General features: G+C 69.2%; 14 protein-coding genes. 4 read left to right on the forward strand and 10 right to left on the reverse strand.

Features of this window, described 5'->3' with window-relative positions; translation table 11 throughout:
* Positions 1 to 213: 213 nt before the first annotated feature.
* Complete coding sequence (locus tag Q8M82_RS08810) at positions 214 to 957, reverse strand: biotin/lipoate--protein ligase family protein (protein ID WP_305690989.1); 744 nt, start codon at positions 955 to 957, stop codon at positions 214 to 216.
* 133 nt (positions 958 to 1,090) lie between these two features.
* On the opposite strand from Q8M82_RS08810, the gene Q8M82_RS08815 reads away from it, so the two are divergent.
* Positions 1,091 to 3,130 carry a 4Fe-4S binding protein gene (locus Q8M82_RS08815; protein WP_305690990.1) on the forward strand — a complete coding sequence of 680 codons (2,040 nt, stop codon included), beginning with the start codon at positions 1,091 to 1,093 and terminating at the stop codon, positions 3,128 to 3,130.
* 145 nt (positions 3,131 to 3,275) lie between these two features.
* Here the strand turns inward: Q8M82_RS08815 and Q8M82_RS08820 are convergent, their stop codons facing one another.
* Positions 3,276 to 4,550 carry a c-type cytochrome gene (locus Q8M82_RS08820; protein WP_305690991.1) on the reverse strand — a complete coding sequence of 425 codons (1,275 nt, stop codon included), beginning with the start codon at positions 4,548 to 4,550 and terminating at the stop codon, positions 3,276 to 3,278.
* Between the two features lie 101 nt (positions 4,551 to 4,651).
* Between Q8M82_RS08820 and Q8M82_RS08825 the strand changes: the two genes are divergently transcribed.
* Positions 4,652 to 4,882 carry a sulfurtransferase TusA family protein gene (locus Q8M82_RS08825; RefSeq protein ID WP_305690992.1) on the forward strand — a complete coding sequence of 77 codons (231 nt, stop codon included), beginning with the start codon at positions 4,652 to 4,654 and terminating at the stop codon, positions 4,880 to 4,882.
* A 24-nt stretch (positions 4,883 to 4,906) separates the two neighbouring features.
* On the forward strand, positions 4,907 to 6,028 hold the full coding sequence (locus Q8M82_RS08830; RefSeq protein ID WP_305690993.1) for an Mrp/NBP35 family ATP-binding protein: 1,122 nt from the start codon (positions 4,907 to 4,909) through the stop codon (positions 6,026 to 6,028).
* A gap of 166 nt (positions 6,029 to 6,194) precedes the next feature.
* On the opposite strand, the gene Q8M82_RS08835 is transcribed toward Q8M82_RS08830, so the two are convergent.
* From Q8M82_RS08835 to Q8M82_RS08850, 4 genes are all read right to left on the reverse strand, one after another.
* Positions 6,195 to 6,320, reverse strand: coding sequence for a hypothetical protein (locus tag Q8M82_RS08835; protein WP_305690994.1), 126 nt, complete (start codon positions 6,318 to 6,320; stop codon positions 6,195 to 6,197).
* Positions 6,321 to 6,396: 76 nt separating this feature from the next.
* A complete protein-coding gene (gene mobA, locus Q8M82_RS08840; RefSeq protein ID WP_305690995.1) occupies positions 6,397 to 7,020 on the reverse strand; it encodes a molybdenum cofactor guanylyltransferase MobA in 624 nt (207 codons plus the stop codon).
* A gap of 153 nt (positions 7,021 to 7,173) precedes the next feature.
* Positions 7,174 to 8,067 (reverse strand): formate dehydrogenase accessory sulfurtransferase FdhD, encoded by an 894-nt coding sequence (locus Q8M82_RS08845; protein ID WP_371126282.1) that lies wholly within the window; start codon positions 8,065 to 8,067, stop codon positions 7,174 to 7,176.
* Between the two features lie 12 nt (positions 8,068 to 8,079).
* Positions 8,080 to 8,592 (reverse strand): DUF2478 domain-containing protein, encoded by a 513-nt coding sequence (locus Q8M82_RS08850; protein WP_305690996.1) that lies wholly within the window; start codon positions 8,590 to 8,592, stop codon positions 8,080 to 8,082.
* 191 nt (positions 8,593 to 8,783) lie between these two features.
* Between Q8M82_RS08850 and Q8M82_RS08855 the strand changes: the two genes are divergently transcribed.
* Complete coding sequence (locus Q8M82_RS08855; protein WP_305690997.1) at positions 8,784 to 10,025, forward strand: peptide ABC transporter permease; 1,242 nt, start codon at positions 8,784 to 8,786, stop codon at positions 10,023 to 10,025.
* 12 nt (positions 10,026 to 10,037) lie between these two features.
* Here Q8M82_RS08855 and Q8M82_RS08860 read toward each other — a convergent pair whose 3' ends face one another.
* The 4 genes from Q8M82_RS08860 to Q8M82_RS08875 form a co-directional block, all read right to left on the reverse strand.
* Entirely contained in the window at positions 10,038 to 11,039 is a 1,002-nt protein-coding gene (locus tag Q8M82_RS08860; protein WP_305690998.1) for an ABC transporter ATP-binding protein, read from the reverse strand.
* On the reverse strand, positions 11,036 to 12,037 hold the full coding sequence (locus Q8M82_RS08865) for an ABC transporter ATP-binding protein (protein WP_305690999.1): 1,002 nt from the start codon (positions 12,035 to 12,037) through the stop codon (positions 11,036 to 11,038). Before Q8M82_RS08865 ends, Q8M82_RS08860 begins: the two co-directional genes overlap by 4 nt.
* 5 nt (positions 12,038 to 12,042) lie before the next feature.
* Positions 12,043 to 12,987 carry an ABC transporter permease gene (locus tag Q8M82_RS08870; RefSeq protein WP_305691000.1) on the reverse strand — a complete coding sequence of 315 codons (945 nt, stop codon included), beginning with the start codon at positions 12,985 to 12,987 and terminating at the stop codon, positions 12,043 to 12,045.
* Positions 12,988 to 13,165: 178 nt separating this feature from the next.
* Positions 13,166 to 14,149 (reverse strand): ABC transporter permease, encoded by a 984-nt coding sequence (locus Q8M82_RS08875; RefSeq protein WP_305691001.1) that lies wholly within the window; start codon positions 14,147 to 14,149, stop codon positions 13,166 to 13,168.
* Between the last annotated feature and the right edge of the window lie 42 nt (positions 14,150 to 14,191).

Raw genomic sequence — 14,191 nt, forward strand, 5'->3', positions numbered from 1 at the left:
GCGGGCGTCGAGCCCGATTGCGAGACGGCCGGTCTTCGCGCGCCGTGGCTCGGGATGGCCGTCCCGGGCCACGGCGTTCCCTCCCGGGAACCAACACCACTCTGACACATCGCCAAGAGACAATTGCGAGCGCAGCGAAGCAATCCAGAGGCCTCGCGCAATCCCACTGGATTGCTTCGTCGGCTGCGCCTCCTCGCGATGACGGCCAACGACTCACAGTTTCGGCCCGCCGCTCTCGCGGTCCATCCAGTCGACCCGGGCCAGCGCTTCGACCAGGCTGCGGCGCTCGGTGCCGGCCTGGGTGGTCGCGACGAGATCGCCATTGGGCTCGATGCCGTGGCGGGTGCCGACGACCTTGTCGAGCCGGTCGAGCCAGCGCAGCGCGGCCGCCTTGGGCCCAGCGCTCTGCCAGCGGGTGACGGCCAACATGAGGTGGCGGGCGAAGGCCTCGATCAGGTCGACGGCGTCGATCTCCTCGAAGCCCTCCTCGGCCATGCCGACGCCGACCTGCCCCATGGCGAAGGGCGCCATCGTGGTGGCGCGCAGCATGGCGCCGAAGACGATCCACTCCGGCACCTCGTCCTCGCCGCAGCGCTCCGGCCAGGCCAGCCGGCCGCCGCCGATCAGGCCGAGATCGTAGATCAGCGCATCGGGCCAGCGGAACAGGATCGGCCGCTCGGGCGGGCTGTAGACCGCGAGTGCGTCGGCCAGCGCCGTCATCGCGAGATAGTGCGCCAGCCGCGCCTCGCGCAGCGGGCTGTCGGGCTCCAGCACCACGGCGAATTCGATCACGTCGAAGCGCCGGGTCCAGACCAGCGTCGCCGCGCCCGCCTCGGCCGCGATCGTGCAGGCATGGGCGAAGGCGTCGCCCGCTTCCCGCAGCGTGACGAGCGAAAATCCCGGCGGCAGCACCGGCTCGCGACGCAGATCGTCCGGGCGCAGGGCACTGGCAGCCATATCCGACCATCCTCCTGGAGCCTGCGACGAAACACGCCGGCTTCGTTTCTTTTGAACCGCTCCAATTCCATATAAGCACGGATGATCGCAAGAGAGGCGACACAACGCCGCCGGCCCGAGGATGAAGCCTGCCATGCAAGACACCACCCGGACGCTGATGGTGTGCTCCTGCGAGGACACGATGCCGCTCGATGCGGCAGCGCTCTCCCGTGGCTGCAAGGGCGCCGACATCCGGACCGCGCGCCATCTCTGCCGGACGCAGACCGAGCTGTTCACGCGCGCGCTCGACGAGAGCCATTCCATCACCGTCGCCTGCACGCAGGAGGCGCCACTGTTCGAGGAAATCGCGGCCGATCTCGACTATGCCGGGGACCTGGTCTTCGCCAATATCCGCGAAACGGGGGGATGGTCGCGCGAGGCGAAGGCTGCGGGACCCAAGATGGCGGCGCTGCTGGCGGCCGCCGCCGAGCCGATGCCGCCGATCTCCTTCACGACGCTGACCAGCAAGGGCGTCGCGCTGGTCTATGGCCGCGACGAGACGGCGCTCTCGGTCGGGCAGCGGCTGGCGGAGCATCTCGACGTCACCATCCTGATCAGCAGGCCCGGCGAGATCACGCCGCCGCGCGTCGTCGAGACGCCGGTGCTGAAGGGCACCATCGTTGCCGCCACCGGCTGGCTCGGCGCTTTCGAGCTGCGCATCGACGATTATGCCGCGCCGGCCCCCTCCTCCCGCGCTCGCCTCGTCTTCGGCGAGCCGCGCAATGGCGCCACCTCGCATTGCGACCTCGTCATCGACGTCTCGGGTGGGACGCCGCTGTTTCCGGCCGGCGAGTTGCGGGCTGGCTATCTGCGCGCCGACCCGGCGAACCCCGCCGCGATCGAAAAGCTGATTGCGGAGGCCGGCCATCTCGTCGGCGAATTCGACAAGCCGACCTATGTGCGGCTGAACGAGGATCTCTGCGCCCATTCGCGCTCGAAGAAGACCGGCTGCACGCGTTGTCTCGAGCTCTGCCCCACCGGGGCGATCACCCCCAATGGCGACCATGTCGCGATCTCGGCCGAGATCTGCGCCGGCTGCGGCGCCTGCGCGGCCGTCTGCCCGACCGGGGCCGTGACCTATGCGCTGCCGCCGGCGGATGCGCTGCTGCGCCGGCTGCGCACGCTGCTTGCGACCTATGCCGAGGCCGGCGGGCGCGAGCCGGTCATTCTGCTGCATGACGAGGCGCATGGCGAGCCGCTGATCGATGCGCTCGCCCGCTTCGGCGAGGGGCTGCCGGCCCGCGTGCTGCCGCTGCGCGTCAACGAGATCACCCAGATCGGGCTCGATGCCTTCGCCGCAGCGCTGTCCTTCGGCGCGGCCTCCGTGCAGGTGCTCGGCCGCGCCCGCCCGAAGCACGACCTCTCTGGGCTGCAGCGCAACCTCGCCTATGCCGAGACGCTGGCCGCCGCGCTCGGCTATGGCGCCGGCAGTGCCGGGCTGATCGAGACCGACGACCCCGAGCAACTGGCGGCGGCGCTGGAGCGGGTCGCACCGGGCACGGTCTCCCCGAAGCCGGCGCGCTTCCGCCCGATGGGCGAGGGCCGGCCGCTGCTGCGCCAGACCATCGGCGAACTGCACGCGGCGGCGCCGATGCCGGTGGCCACGGTGGCGCTGCCGCCGCGCGCGCCCTTCGGCACCGTGCATGTCGACACGGATGGCTGCACGCTCTGCCTGTCTTGTGTCTCGGCCTGCCCGGTGCAGGCGCTGTCCGATGATCCCGAGCGGCCGACGCTCGCCTTCCAGGAGGATCTCTGCGTGCAGTGCGGGCTGTGCGCCGCGACCTGCCCGGAGAAGGTCATCACGCTGGAGCCGCGCATCGATTTCGAGGCCTGGAAGGGCGGCAAGCGCGTGATCAAGCAGGAGGAGCCGTTCCACTGCATCGCCTGCGCCAAGCCTTTCGGCGTGCGCAGCACGATCGAGAAGATCACCGCCAAGCTCGAGAACAAGCACTGGATGTTTTCGGGCGACGCGGCCAAGCGCATCTCGGTTTTGAAGATGTGCGAGGATTGCCGCGTCGAGGTCGTCGTCAACGAGAGCTTCGACCCGCATCTGTCGCCGCAGCGCCCGCCGGTGCGCACGACGGAGGATTATCTGCGCGAGCGGGCGGAGCGGGGGGAAGATCCGTTGCAGTAGAGATGCCTGTCATTCCGGGGCGCGGCACAGCCGCGAACCCGGAACCCATGACGGGGTGAGCGGCTGCTGACCTGTGTCGGTGACCGCTCACCCGGTCGTGGGTTCCGGGGTCATCGCTGCGCGATGCCCCGGAATGACAGACGGCTCAGCGCGTCACCTTCTCCAGCCAGTCGACCAGCGCCTGCCGGTCTTCAGCCGAACCGATCGTCTGCTCCGGCATCTTGGTGCCGGGCGTGTAGGCGTTGGGGCCGATCTCGAAGAGCTTTGCCACCGTCTCCTTGGTCCAGACGATGTCCATCGTCTTGAAGGCCTCGGAATAGGCGTAGCCCGGCGCGCTGGCGATGCGGCGGCCGAAGATGCCGTGCAGCGTCGGCCCGGCGCGGTTGCCGTCCGACGGCGTCAGCGTGTGGCAGGCGGCGCAGGCGCGGAAAACCTGCGCGCCACGCACACCATTGAAGGCGGCCAGCACATCGGCCCCGGCCCGCGGCACCACCGTGCCGATATGCTCGCCGGTGACGGCGTTCCAGCGGCGCACCAGCCGGTCGGCGCCGCCCGACAGGATCTGGCGGCCATCCGGCAGGAAGGCGAGCGACCAGACCGGCAGCCCGGGCCCGACCAGCGTCGCGCGGATGCGGCGTGCGGCCCGGTCGATCAGCGCGACCTGGCCGCGCAGGCCCCCGGCCGCGAGCGTCGTGCCGTCGGACGAGAGCGCCAGTGCGATCAGCGGTGTCTCGCCGACAGTCACCTCCCCGCGCGCCTCCCCATCCGGCCCGAAAAGACGCAGCCGCCCGTCTGCCGCGGCGACGGCGATCTCGCCATCGGCGGCCACGACCACGCCGTTCAGCGGCGCGGACAGCGTGACGATCCGGGGCGCGCCGGCATCCGCCGGCCAGATTCGCAGCGTCGCGTCATAGCCGGCGGTGACGAGGCCGCCGCCAGGCAGGAAGGCGACGCCGTTGACCGGCCCCTGATGGCCCTCGAAGGCAACCGCGGCCCCGCCCCCGCGCGCCGTGACCCGCGCCGTTCCGTCCCAGGAGGCCGAGGCGATGCGGCGGCCATCGGCCGAGACTGCAAGCGCGGCCACGGGCCCCTTATGGCCCTCGATGATTTCGGCCGGAACGGCCGCCGCGCCGCGCCAGAGCGCGATGCGCCCATCCTCGGCACCGGTGGCAAAGCCGAGGCCGGGTACCGCCGCGACCGCGTTCACCGCGCCGTCATGAAAGCGCAGCACGGCCTCCGCCGTGCCGCCCGACAGGCTCCAGAGGATGGCCGACTGGTCGAAGGAGCCGGTCATGGCACTCGCCCCGTCAGGCGCGACCGCGATGGCCCGCACCGGCCCGCCATGACCGCGAAGTTCCTGAGCGGCGGCGGGGACAGCGAGGCAGGATAGAAGGATGAGGGGCTTCAGGAGGGATCGCATCCGCCCATCATGCCGCCTCCCCGGCGCCGTGACAAAGGGGCCAGTTGCCCCGGTGCGACCGCCCAGCCTATGAAGCCCGCGCCCAGCAACCGGTTCCCGCCATGACCGCCACGCCTCTCAATCTCCGCGGCCTGAAATGCCCCCTGCCGGCGCTGCGGGTCCGCAAGGCGCTGAAAGGGGCTGCTCCTGGTGCGCTGTTCCTGGTCGAATGCACCGATCCGATGGCGGCCATCGACATTCCCAACCTGATGCGCGAAACCGGGGACACAATCGAGGAGAGCCGCAGCGACGGCGATCTGCTCGTCTTCCACATCCGCAAGGCGCCGGCCTGAGCCGCGCCGATAGGAGTTCTGCCCTTGGCCCTCACCCAAGCCGACATCCTGCGCGCGCTCGAACTGGTGAAGCTGCCGGCCAGCGGCCAGTCGCTCTCCGCCTCGGGCCGCGTCGCCGACATCCTGATCGACGGCGGCAAGGTGATCTTCGCCATCGGTATCGACCCGACCGAAGCCGCGACCATGGAGCCGGTGCGCAAGGCGGCCGAAAGCGCGGTGTCGGGCCTGCCCGGCGTGAGCCAGGTCCTGGTTGGGCTGACCGCCGACAAAGCGCCCTCCTCGGCTGCCGCGCAGGCGCGCAGCCAGGCCCAGCGCCCGGCGCCCGGTGGCCCGACGCCGAAGGCGGCCGGCGTGCCGGGTGTGAAGCAGATCATCGCGGTCGCATCCGGCAAGGGCGGCGTCGGCAAGTCGACCACCACCGCGAATCTCTCCGTGGCCCTGGCGACGCTCGGCCTCAAGGTCGGCGTGCTCGACGCCGACATCTACGGCCCGTCGGTGCCCAAGATCTTCGGCATCACCGGCAAGCCGCGGCTGGTCTCCGGGCGGACGCTGGCGCCGATGGAGGCCTATGGGCTGAAGATCATGTCGATCGGCTTCCTCATCGACGAGGAAACGCCGATGATCTGGCGCGGGCCGATGGTGATATCCGCCATCACCCAGATGCTGCGCGAGGTCGCCTGGGGCGAGCTCGACGTGCTCGTCGTCGACATGCCGCCCGGCACCGGCGACGCGCAGCTGACCATGGCACAGCAGACGCCGCTGGCCGGCGCCGTGATCGTCTCGACCCCGCAGGATCTGGCGCTGCTCGATGCGCGGCGCGGCGTCGCGATGTTCAAAAAGGTCGAGGTGCCGATCCTCGGCATCGTCGAGAACATGAGCTATTTCATCTGCCCGGAATGCGGCACGCGCTCGGACATCTTCGCCCATGGCGGGGCGCGGCATGAAGCGGAACGCCTCGGCGTGCCCTTCCTCGGCGAGGTGCCGCTGGCCATGCCGATTCGGGAGACCTCCGATTCAGGCCGGCCGATCGTGGCGAGCGACCCGGATTCGGCCCATGCCAAGGCCTATCTCGCGATCGCGCGGCAGGTCATGGCGTCGATGGCCGGAGGGGCGGCCCGTGCCGCGCCGCGCATCGTCATCGAGTGAGCGGCGCTCGCCATCAAGACGCGCTCTCCGTCATCTTGGGCGACCGAAGGTCGTCCCGGGATCGATCATAGGGGACGACATCGCCTTATGATGGATCCCGGATCTGGGCCGCTGCGCGGCTTGTCCAGGATGACGGTGTGGTTCCGCGATTGACCGAACTGATCGCTCAGAGCCTGACGCCGCTGGTCGAGAAGGCGACGTCGACCGGCTTCTGGAAATAGTCGTTCAGCACGAGGCTGGCGCCGAAGGCGAGGATGGCGGCGACGGCGATGGCAGCGACGAACGATTTCATGGTCTTCCCCCGAATGGCGGCGCGGCAGCGATAAGCCGCTCTTATACAAGACAGATAGCGAAGGACAGCGGGCGCTTCAAGCAGTCGCGAGAGTGGCGAAAAGCCGCTCGGCCTCGTCCAGATCCTCCGGCCGGTTGGCGTTGAAGAAGGGATCGACCGGATCGACCGGCCACTCCGCACTGGCGCAGCCGTGACGGGCGGTCCAGCGGTCGATCTTGCGCTCGCCCTCGACCGTCAGCGCCCGGCGCAGATCATCCCGCAGCGACACCGGCCAGAGCCCGATCACGGGATGCGTCCAGCCGCCCGAGGCGGCGCAGGCGAGCGGAACGTTTTCCGCTTGGCGCGCCGCATAGAGGCGGGCGACGAGATCGCGCGGGATGAAGGGCGTGTCGGCGGCGACGCTGACGAGCCATTCGCTCTCGGGCCGATGGGCGGCCATCCAGTCGAGCCCGGCGAGGATGCCGGCCAGCGGCCCGGCGAAATCCGGCACGCTGTCGGCGACCACCGGCAGGCCGCAATCGGCGAAGCGGGCGGGATCGCCATTGGCGTTGACCACGAGCCCGTCGCATTGGGGCGCCAGGCGCTCGATGACATGGGCGAGGATGGTGCGACCCGCGATGGTCCGCAGCGGCTTGTCACCGCCCCCCATGCGGCGCGCGAGGCCACCGGCGAGGAGCAGACCGAGGGTGGGGGGGGTCATTGAGCAACCACCTTGTCATCCCGGGGCGATCCGCAGGATCGAACCCGGAACCCACGACCGGGCGATATATGAAGAACGCGCAGTATTCCGGATTCAACCCCGTCGTGGGTTCCGGGTTCTTCGCTGCGCGAAGCCCCGGAATGACAGAGGGGCTCAATCATCACGATCGGCCCCCTTGCGCCGGCTCCTGCCGCCCTCCTCCTCGACCGTGTCGGGGTCCTGGTCGAAGACGATGTTCTGCTCGCCGGCGAGCGCGACGAAACGCTTGCCGCGTGCGCGGCCGATCAGGGTGAGGCCTGCCTTGCGGGCCAGTTCGACGCCCCATTCGGTGAAGCCGGATCGCGAGACCAGCACGGGGATGCCCATGCGCACGGTCTTGATCACCATTTCCGAGGTCAGGCGGCCGGTGGTGTAGAAGATCATCTTCGCGGGATCGACATCGTGCCGGAACATCCAGCCGGCGACCTTGTCGACGGCGTTATGGCGGCCGACATCCTCCATGTAGACCAGCGGCCTGTCGGCCTCGCAGAGCACGCAGCCATGGATGGCGCCGGCCTCGAGATAGAGCGAGGGCGTGGTGTTGATCTTCTTCGTCAGCGCATAGAGCCAGCTGGTGCGGAGTTCCGCCTTGGGCAGTTCGATCTCGTCGATCGCCTCCATCAGGTCCCCAAAGGCAGTGCCCTGGGCGCAGCCGGAGGTCAGCGTCTTCTTCTTCAGCTTCTCCTCGAAATTGGTGCGCTCCGGCGTGCGAACGACGACGACCTCGAGCTCCTCGTCATAATCGACGGCATCGACGACATCGCCGCGCCTGAGCATGTTCTGGTTCAGGAGATAGCCCAGCGCCAGCGCGTCGGGATGGTCGCCGATCGTCATCATGGTGACGATCTCCTGCGCGTTCAGGTAGAGCGTCAACGCGCGCTCCGTGACGACGCGGGTCTCGACCCTCGCGCCCGTCTGGTCGATGCCGGAGACGGTCGCGCCCAACCGGGCGGCTTGCGGATCGGGCCGGACCAGATACTCGTCGAGGAAGCTCATATCCTGCGCCATCGCGCCCTCCGCTCAAGCGGCCAGGCGCGCGACGCCGAGCCCCCAGGCCTCGACCGCCTCGGCCTGCGCCGGCAGTTCGGCCCAGTCTTCCCCCGCGAAATCGCGGAAGGCGGGCAGCACATCCTGCCGGACCGCGATCAGCACGGGCAGCCCGGCCATCAGCGCCGCGGCGATCTCCTGCCGCAGCCCCTGGCCGAGCATCTCCTGCCGGCCGAATTTGTTGACGATGACGAGATCCGTCTCGCCCGCCAGAGCCGCGCCCAGAGCGCCGCCCGCTGCGGCGAGGCCGGTCGCGTCGAGCCGGCAGCCGGTGGCACCGGCCCCGCGGTTCTCGCTGATCGGAAAGCGCGCTCCGCTGGCGAGATCCTCCAACTCCATCGCGAGACAGCCGCTCTCGCAGGCACCCTCATTGTGCTGGACGACGCCGCCGAGGCGCAGGCCCTGCGCCTTCAGGCGCGACGCGGTGTCGGCCATGAACCGGTCGATGGGGAAGCCCGACGAATAGGGAATGACGGCCAAGAGCATCGCGACCTCATCCCATGAAAAGCGAGAGGCGACCAGAGGGCTTTCGTCGCAGCAGGCCGCGCGCTGCGACCGCGAAATGCGACGCAGGTGTTGCGCTGACCCTACAGTCGCGCCTCGCGGGGCCGGCTACGGTCGAGACCAGCATCCTCCGGCGCGTTTTCCGGCGGAGGCCAGACCCCGGTTCGCGATCCATGCCCCGTCACCTCGCCCCGCCCCCGCTCGACCCGGCCGCCGATGCCGCGCTGCTGCTGAGGCGCATCGCCTTCGGTACGCTGGCGCTGCTGCTGCCGACCGCGTCCCTCGTGTCGCGGCGTGCCGCGGTGGTGCTGGCGCCGATCGGCGTCGTGCTTCTGGTCATCGCCATGCTGATCGAGGACCCGCGCGATTTCGTCTCGCGGCTCAAGCGGAGTGTGTTCAGCCTGCCGGGGCTGATTCTGATCGGCCTCGTCGCCTGGGCGGTGCTGTCTCTGGTCTGGAGCCCTTACACGATCTCGGCGACGGAAAAGGCCAGCAACATCGTTCTCGCCGTCGCACTCGGCTTCCTGGGCAATGCGGCGCTGCCTGAGCGGATGCGGGCCTCGAACCTCAACCTCGCCCCGCTCGGGGCCGGCACCGCCGCCGCCTTCGCGCTGGCGCTGATCGTGATGGCGGCCCTGCGCCACCAGGACAGCGACGGCGGCGTCGAGCGCGGGATCAGCGTCATCCTGATCATGTCCTGGCCGGCGCTCGCCTGGTTGCTCTCGCGCGAGCGGGGCCTGAGCGCGCTCGGTCTCGCGCTGATCGTTGCGCTGCTGTCGCTGACGCGGTTCGAGGACGGCGAGGCCGTGGCGATGATCTGCGGCGCGGTCGCCTTCGGGGCCGTCAGCGCCAATCGCGAAAGGGCAGCGACCATGGTCGCAGCCGTTCTGGCCGGGCTGATCCTGCTGGCGCCGATCCTGCCCTTCCTGATGATCCCGATCGTCTCACGGCTGCCCGACAGTTCGCTCGCCTCTTCGCTGGGAGTCTGGGCCGATGTGATCAGCAGCGCGCCGATCCAGCTCGTGACCGGGCACGGCCTCGACACCGTGCTGCGCGGCCGGCTGATCGGCGCCCTGCCGCCCTCGACCCCGACGACGCTGCTGTTCGAAACCTGGTATGAGCTGGGCCTCGTCGGCGCGGCTGCGGCCGCCTTCTGCCTCTACATCGCCGTCCGGGCGGCGGGGCGAATGCCCGGCGCGCTGGCGGCTGGCGGCGTGGCGGCCTTCACCACCGCCTTTGCGCTCTCGGCGCTCGGCTTCGCGACTTTGCAGCCCTGGTGGCTGATGACGTTGACGGCTGTCGTGCTGATGTTCGGCGCGATCGCGCGAGGACAGTATCGCACCGACCGGCCCGTCGCGCCGCTGCTGAAGTCCCCGGGAACGACGCGCCCGAAGGCCGGCGGCACGCCCGCCTGAGGCCCGGGACGGTCAGGCTGCGGCGACGCGCCCGGCCTGGACCGCATGACAGGCGACGCCGTCGATCACCGGCGGATTCTCGCTCCGGCAGCGGTCGAAGACGAGCGGGCAGCGCGGGTGGAAGGTGCAGCCCGAGGGCGGCGCAAGCGGGTTCGGGATCTCGCCCTTCACCGATTGGCGGACCTTGCCGACCATCGCGACATCGGGCACCGCATCGAGCAGCATGCGCGTATAGGGGTGCCGCGGAGCGGAGAACAGGCTCTTGCCGTCGGACACCTCGACGAGGCGGCCGAGATACATCACGCCGATGCGGCTCGCCATGTGCCGGACGACCGCGAGATTGTGCGAGATGAAGAGATAGGTCAGCCCCAGCCGCTCCTGCAGATCTCGCATCAGGTTGAGGATCTGGGCCTGGACCGAGACGTCGAGCGCCGAGGTCGGTTCGTCGCAGACGATGAACTCGGCGTCCGACGCGAGCGCGCGGGCGATCGCGATGCGCTGGCGCTGGCCACCCGAAAATTCGTGCGGAAACTTGGTCCTGTCATCGGGATGGAGTCCAACCAGCGTCAGAAGCTCTCCGACTCTTTCCGCGATCGCTGCCTCGCTCTCGATCAGGCTGAAGGCCCGGATCGGCTCGGCGATGATGCGCCCGACGCGCCAGCGCGGGTTCAGCGAGGCGTAAGGGTCCTGGAAGATCATCTGGATGCGCCGGCGCAGGCGCTGGCGATCATCGGCCGCCGCGGCGTCGTGCATCGAGACGCCGTCGATGGTGACCGTGCCGGCGGAGGGCGGCAGGAGGCCGACGACCATGCGCGCCACGGTCGACTTGCCGGAGCCGGATTCGCCGACCAGCGCGAAGGTCTCGCCCTTGCGGATTTCGAAGGAGACGCCGTCGACCGCCTTTAGGAACTGGCGCGGCGCGCGCTCGATGACGCGGTTGAGCCAAGGCTTCGAGACATCGAAGACGCGCTTGAGGTCATGCACCTCGACCAGCGGGGCGGGATCGGCGGTCATGCGGCGACCCCGCTTTTGCTGCGCGTATCGTAGAGATGGCAGGCGACCTTGCGGCTGCCGACGGCGATCAATTCCGGCCGCTCGACATGGCAACGCGCATAGACCTGCGAACAGCGCGGGTTGAAGGCACAACCTTGCGGGATGGCCGAGAGCCGCGGCATCGAGCCCGGGATCTGGACGAGGCGGGGGGTCTCGCCCTCGAGCGAGGGGATCGCCCCCATCAGGCCCTTGGCATAGGGGTGGAGTGGCTCCTTCACCACGTCGCGGACCGGGCCGATCTCGGCGATGCGCCCGGCATACATGACCGCGACCCGGTCGGCCGTCTCGGCGATGACGCCCATGTCGTGGGTGACGAGCATGACTGAGGTGCCGCGCTCGCGGCAGAGCGACTTGATCAGCGCGATGATCTGCGCCTGGACCGAGACGTCGAGTGCGGTGGTCGGCTCATCGGCGATGATGAACTCGGGCTCGGCGCAGAGCGCCAGCGCGATGACGACGCGCTGGCGCATGCCGCCGGAGAATTCGTGCGGGTAGCTGTCGATCCGCTTTTCCGGGGCGGGAATGCCGACCTCGTCGAGCAGGGCGATGGCACGGGCTCGCGCCTGGGCGGCATCGAGATCGGTATGGACGCGGATGGTCTCGATCAGCTGCTCGCTGATCCGGTAGAGCGGGTTCAGGCTGGTCAGCGGGTCCTGGAAGATCATGCCGATGCGCTTGCCGCGGACCTTGCGCATCGCCTCGGGTGGCAGATTGTCGATGCGCTCGCCCGCCAGCCGGACCTCGCCGCCGGCAATGCGGCCGGGCGGGTCGATCAGGCCGATGATGGCCGAGCCGGTGACGGATTTGCCGGCGCCGGATTCACCGACGACGCCGAGGACCTCGCCGCGCGCGACGTCGAAGGAGATGCGGTCCAGCGCGCGCAGCGTGCCGCGCCGCGTGACGAACTCGACGGTCAGGTCGCGGACGGAGAGGATGGGTGCGGTGTCTTCGTGCGGCATCGCGCTCATCTCAGCTTCGGATTGAGCGCGTCGCGCAGCCAGTCGCCGAACAGGTTGATCGATAGAGCGAGCAGGACCAGCACGAGCGAGGGAAAAAGCAGGATCCACCACTCGCCGGAGAAGAGATATTGCTGGCCGAAGCGGATCAGCGTGCCCAGCGAGGGCTGGGTCGGCGGCATGCCGACGCCGAGGAAGGAGAGCGTCGCCTCCTCGATGACGGCGAGCGCGAGGTTGATCGTCGCGATGACCAGCACAGGACCTGCGACATTGGGCAGGACATGCTTGAGCATCACCGGCCAGGCCCTGAGCCCGATCAGCCGGGCGGCGTCGACATAGACCTTGTTCTTCTCGACCAGCGTCGAGCCGCGCACGGTGCGGGCATATTGCGCCCAGTTCGACAGGCCGATGGCGACGACCAGCACCAGCAGCGTCATCTGCTCCTGCTGCGCCGGGGGGATCAGCCCGCGGGCGACGCCGAAGACCAGAAGCGCGACCAAGATCGCCGGGAAGGAGAGCTGGACGTCGGCGACGCGCATGATCAGCGCCTCTGTACGCCCGCCGACATAGCCGGCGACGAGGCCGAGACCCACGCCGATGACGAGCGAGAACAGCACGGAGGCCGCACCGACCAGCAGCGAGACGCGCGAGCCGTAGAGAATGGCCGAGAAGATGTCCCGCCCTTGCGAGTCCGAGCCCAGCCAGAAGACCTTGCCGGTGATCTCGTTGGGCACCATCGGTCGGGAGAAGCCATCGGAGAGATCGAGGGAAGCCGGGTCGAAGGGGTCGTAGGGCGCGATCAGCGGCGCCGCGACCGCCGCCGCGACGAGGAGCAGCGCCAGCACGGTGGCCACCACCGTCACCGGCGACGAGCGAAAGGACCAGGCGATGTCGGAATCCCAGATCCGGGCCAGGCGGCCGGGCGGGTTTGGGGGAGTGGACGCCACCGTCATGACAAGGGCCTCTTCGTCATTCCGGGGCGGCCCGGAGGGCCGAGCCCGGAACCCATGAACATTGTGTCTGCCGCAATGATCATCGCGCGCGCCGCCTCTTCCGAATCCGTCGTGTTCATGGGTTCCGGGCTCGCCGCTGCGCGGCGCCCCGGAATGACGGTGGAGGTACCGAGCGACCTCATTTCGCCATCGCCGGATTGCCGCTGCGCAGGCGCGGATCGAGCGCGACATAGACGAGATCGACCAGGAGCGAGGTCAGTACGAAGACGAAGGCGACGAACAGGAGATAGGCCGACATCACCGGCACGTCGACGAACTGAACCGCGTTGACGAAGAGCGCGCCGAGCCCCGGCCACTGGAACACCGTCTCGGTGACGATGGCGAAGGCGATGACGCCGCCGAGTTGCACGCCGGCGATGGTGATGACCGGAATCAGGGTGTTGCGCAGCGCGTGGCGGAACTCGATGCGGCGCTCGGGAATGCCCCGCGCCCGGGCGAAGCGGATGAAATCGGCCCGCATCACCTCCAGCATCTCGGAGCGGACGAGGCGCATGATCAGCGTGAGCTGCAGGAAGCCCAGCGTCAGCACCGGCATGACCAGCGATTTGAGTCCGCTCGTGGTGAGCAGCCCGGTCGTCCACCAGCCGACCGCGACCGTGTCGCCGCGGCCGAAGGAGGGCAGCCAGCGCAATTCGACGGCGAAGATGTAGATCAGGCCGATGCCGATCAGGAAGGTCGGCAGGCTGACGCCGATCAGCGAGAGCGCCATCACCAGATTGGCGATCCAGCCATCGCGCCGGATTGCGGCATAGACACCGAGCGCGATGCCGGTGACGAAGGCGAAGATCGCCGAGAGCACGGCGAGTTCCACCGTCGCGGGCAGGCGCTCGAGGATCAGCGAGGAGACCTTGCGGCCCTGGCGGTAGGAGATGCCGAAATCGCCCTGCGCCGCATCGGCGACGAAGCGGGCGAACTGCAGCGGCACGGGATCGTTGAGGCCGAGACGCTCGGTCAGCTCGGCGCGGTCCTGCAGAGTCGCCTCCTGGCCGAGCATGTTCACGACGGGGTCACCGACGAAGCGGAACATCGAGAAGGCGATGAAGGCCACCGCCAGCATCACGACGATGCCCTGCATCAGCGAGCGCAGGATGTAGGCGAGCATTGCGGGGTTACTTTCCGAAGACCGATCCGGCCGAAAACACAC

The sequence above is a fragment of the Allobosea sp. genome, from assembly GCF_030694325.1.
Lineage (GTDB): Bacteria > Pseudomonadota > Alphaproteobacteria > Rhizobiales > Beijerinckiaceae > Allobosea.

Excerpts from the sequence above, each read along its gene's own strand:
- Q8M82_RS08810 (WP_305690989.1), bottom strand. The coding sequence starts at position 957 with ATGGCTGCCAGTGCCCTGCGCCCGGACGATCTGCGTCGCGAGCCGGTG.
- Q8M82_RS08815 (WP_305690990.1), top strand. The coding sequence starts at position 1,091 with ATGCAAGACACCACCCGGACGCTGATGGTGTGCTCCTGCGAGGACACG.
- Q8M82_RS08820 (WP_305690991.1), bottom strand. The coding sequence starts at position 4,550 with ATGCGATCCCTCCTGAAGCCCCTCATCCTTCTATCCTGCCTCGCTGTC.
- Q8M82_RS08825 (WP_305690992.1), top strand. The coding sequence starts at position 4,652 with ATGACCGCCACGCCTCTCAATCTCCGCGGCCTGAAATGCCCCCTGCCG.
- Q8M82_RS08835 (WP_305690994.1), bottom strand. The coding sequence starts at position 6,320 with ATGAAATCGTTCGTCGCTGCCATCGCCGTCGCCGCCATCCTCGCCTTC.
- mobA (WP_305690995.1), bottom strand. The coding sequence starts at position 7,020 with ATGACCCCCCCCACCCTCGGTCTGCTCCTCGCCGGTGGCCTCGCGCGC.
- Q8M82_RS08845 (WP_371126282.1), bottom strand. The coding sequence starts at position 8,067 with ATGGCGCAGGATATGAGCTTCCTCGACGAGTATCTGGTCCGGCCCGAT.
- Q8M82_RS08850 (WP_305690996.1), bottom strand. The coding sequence starts at position 8,592 with ATGCTCTTGGCCGTCATTCCCTATTCGTCGGGCTTCCCCATCGACCGG.
- Q8M82_RS08855 (WP_305690997.1), top strand. The coding sequence starts at position 8,784 with ATGCCCCGTCACCTCGCCCCGCCCCCGCTCGACCCGGCCGCCGATGCC.
- Q8M82_RS08860 (WP_305690998.1), bottom strand. The coding sequence starts at position 11,039 with ATGACCGCCGATCCCGCCCCGCTGGTCGAGGTGCATGACCTCAAGCGC.
- Q8M82_RS08865 (WP_305690999.1), bottom strand. The coding sequence starts at position 12,037 with ATGCCGCACGAAGACACCGCACCCATCCTCTCCGTCCGCGACCTGACC.
- Q8M82_RS08870 (WP_305691000.1), bottom strand. The coding sequence starts at position 12,987 with ATGACGGTGGCGTCCACTCCCCCAAACCCGCCCGGCCGCCTGGCCCGG.
- Q8M82_RS08875 (WP_305691001.1), bottom strand. The coding sequence starts at position 14,149 with ATGCTCGCCTACATCCTGCGCTCGCTGATGCAGGGCATCGTCGTGATG.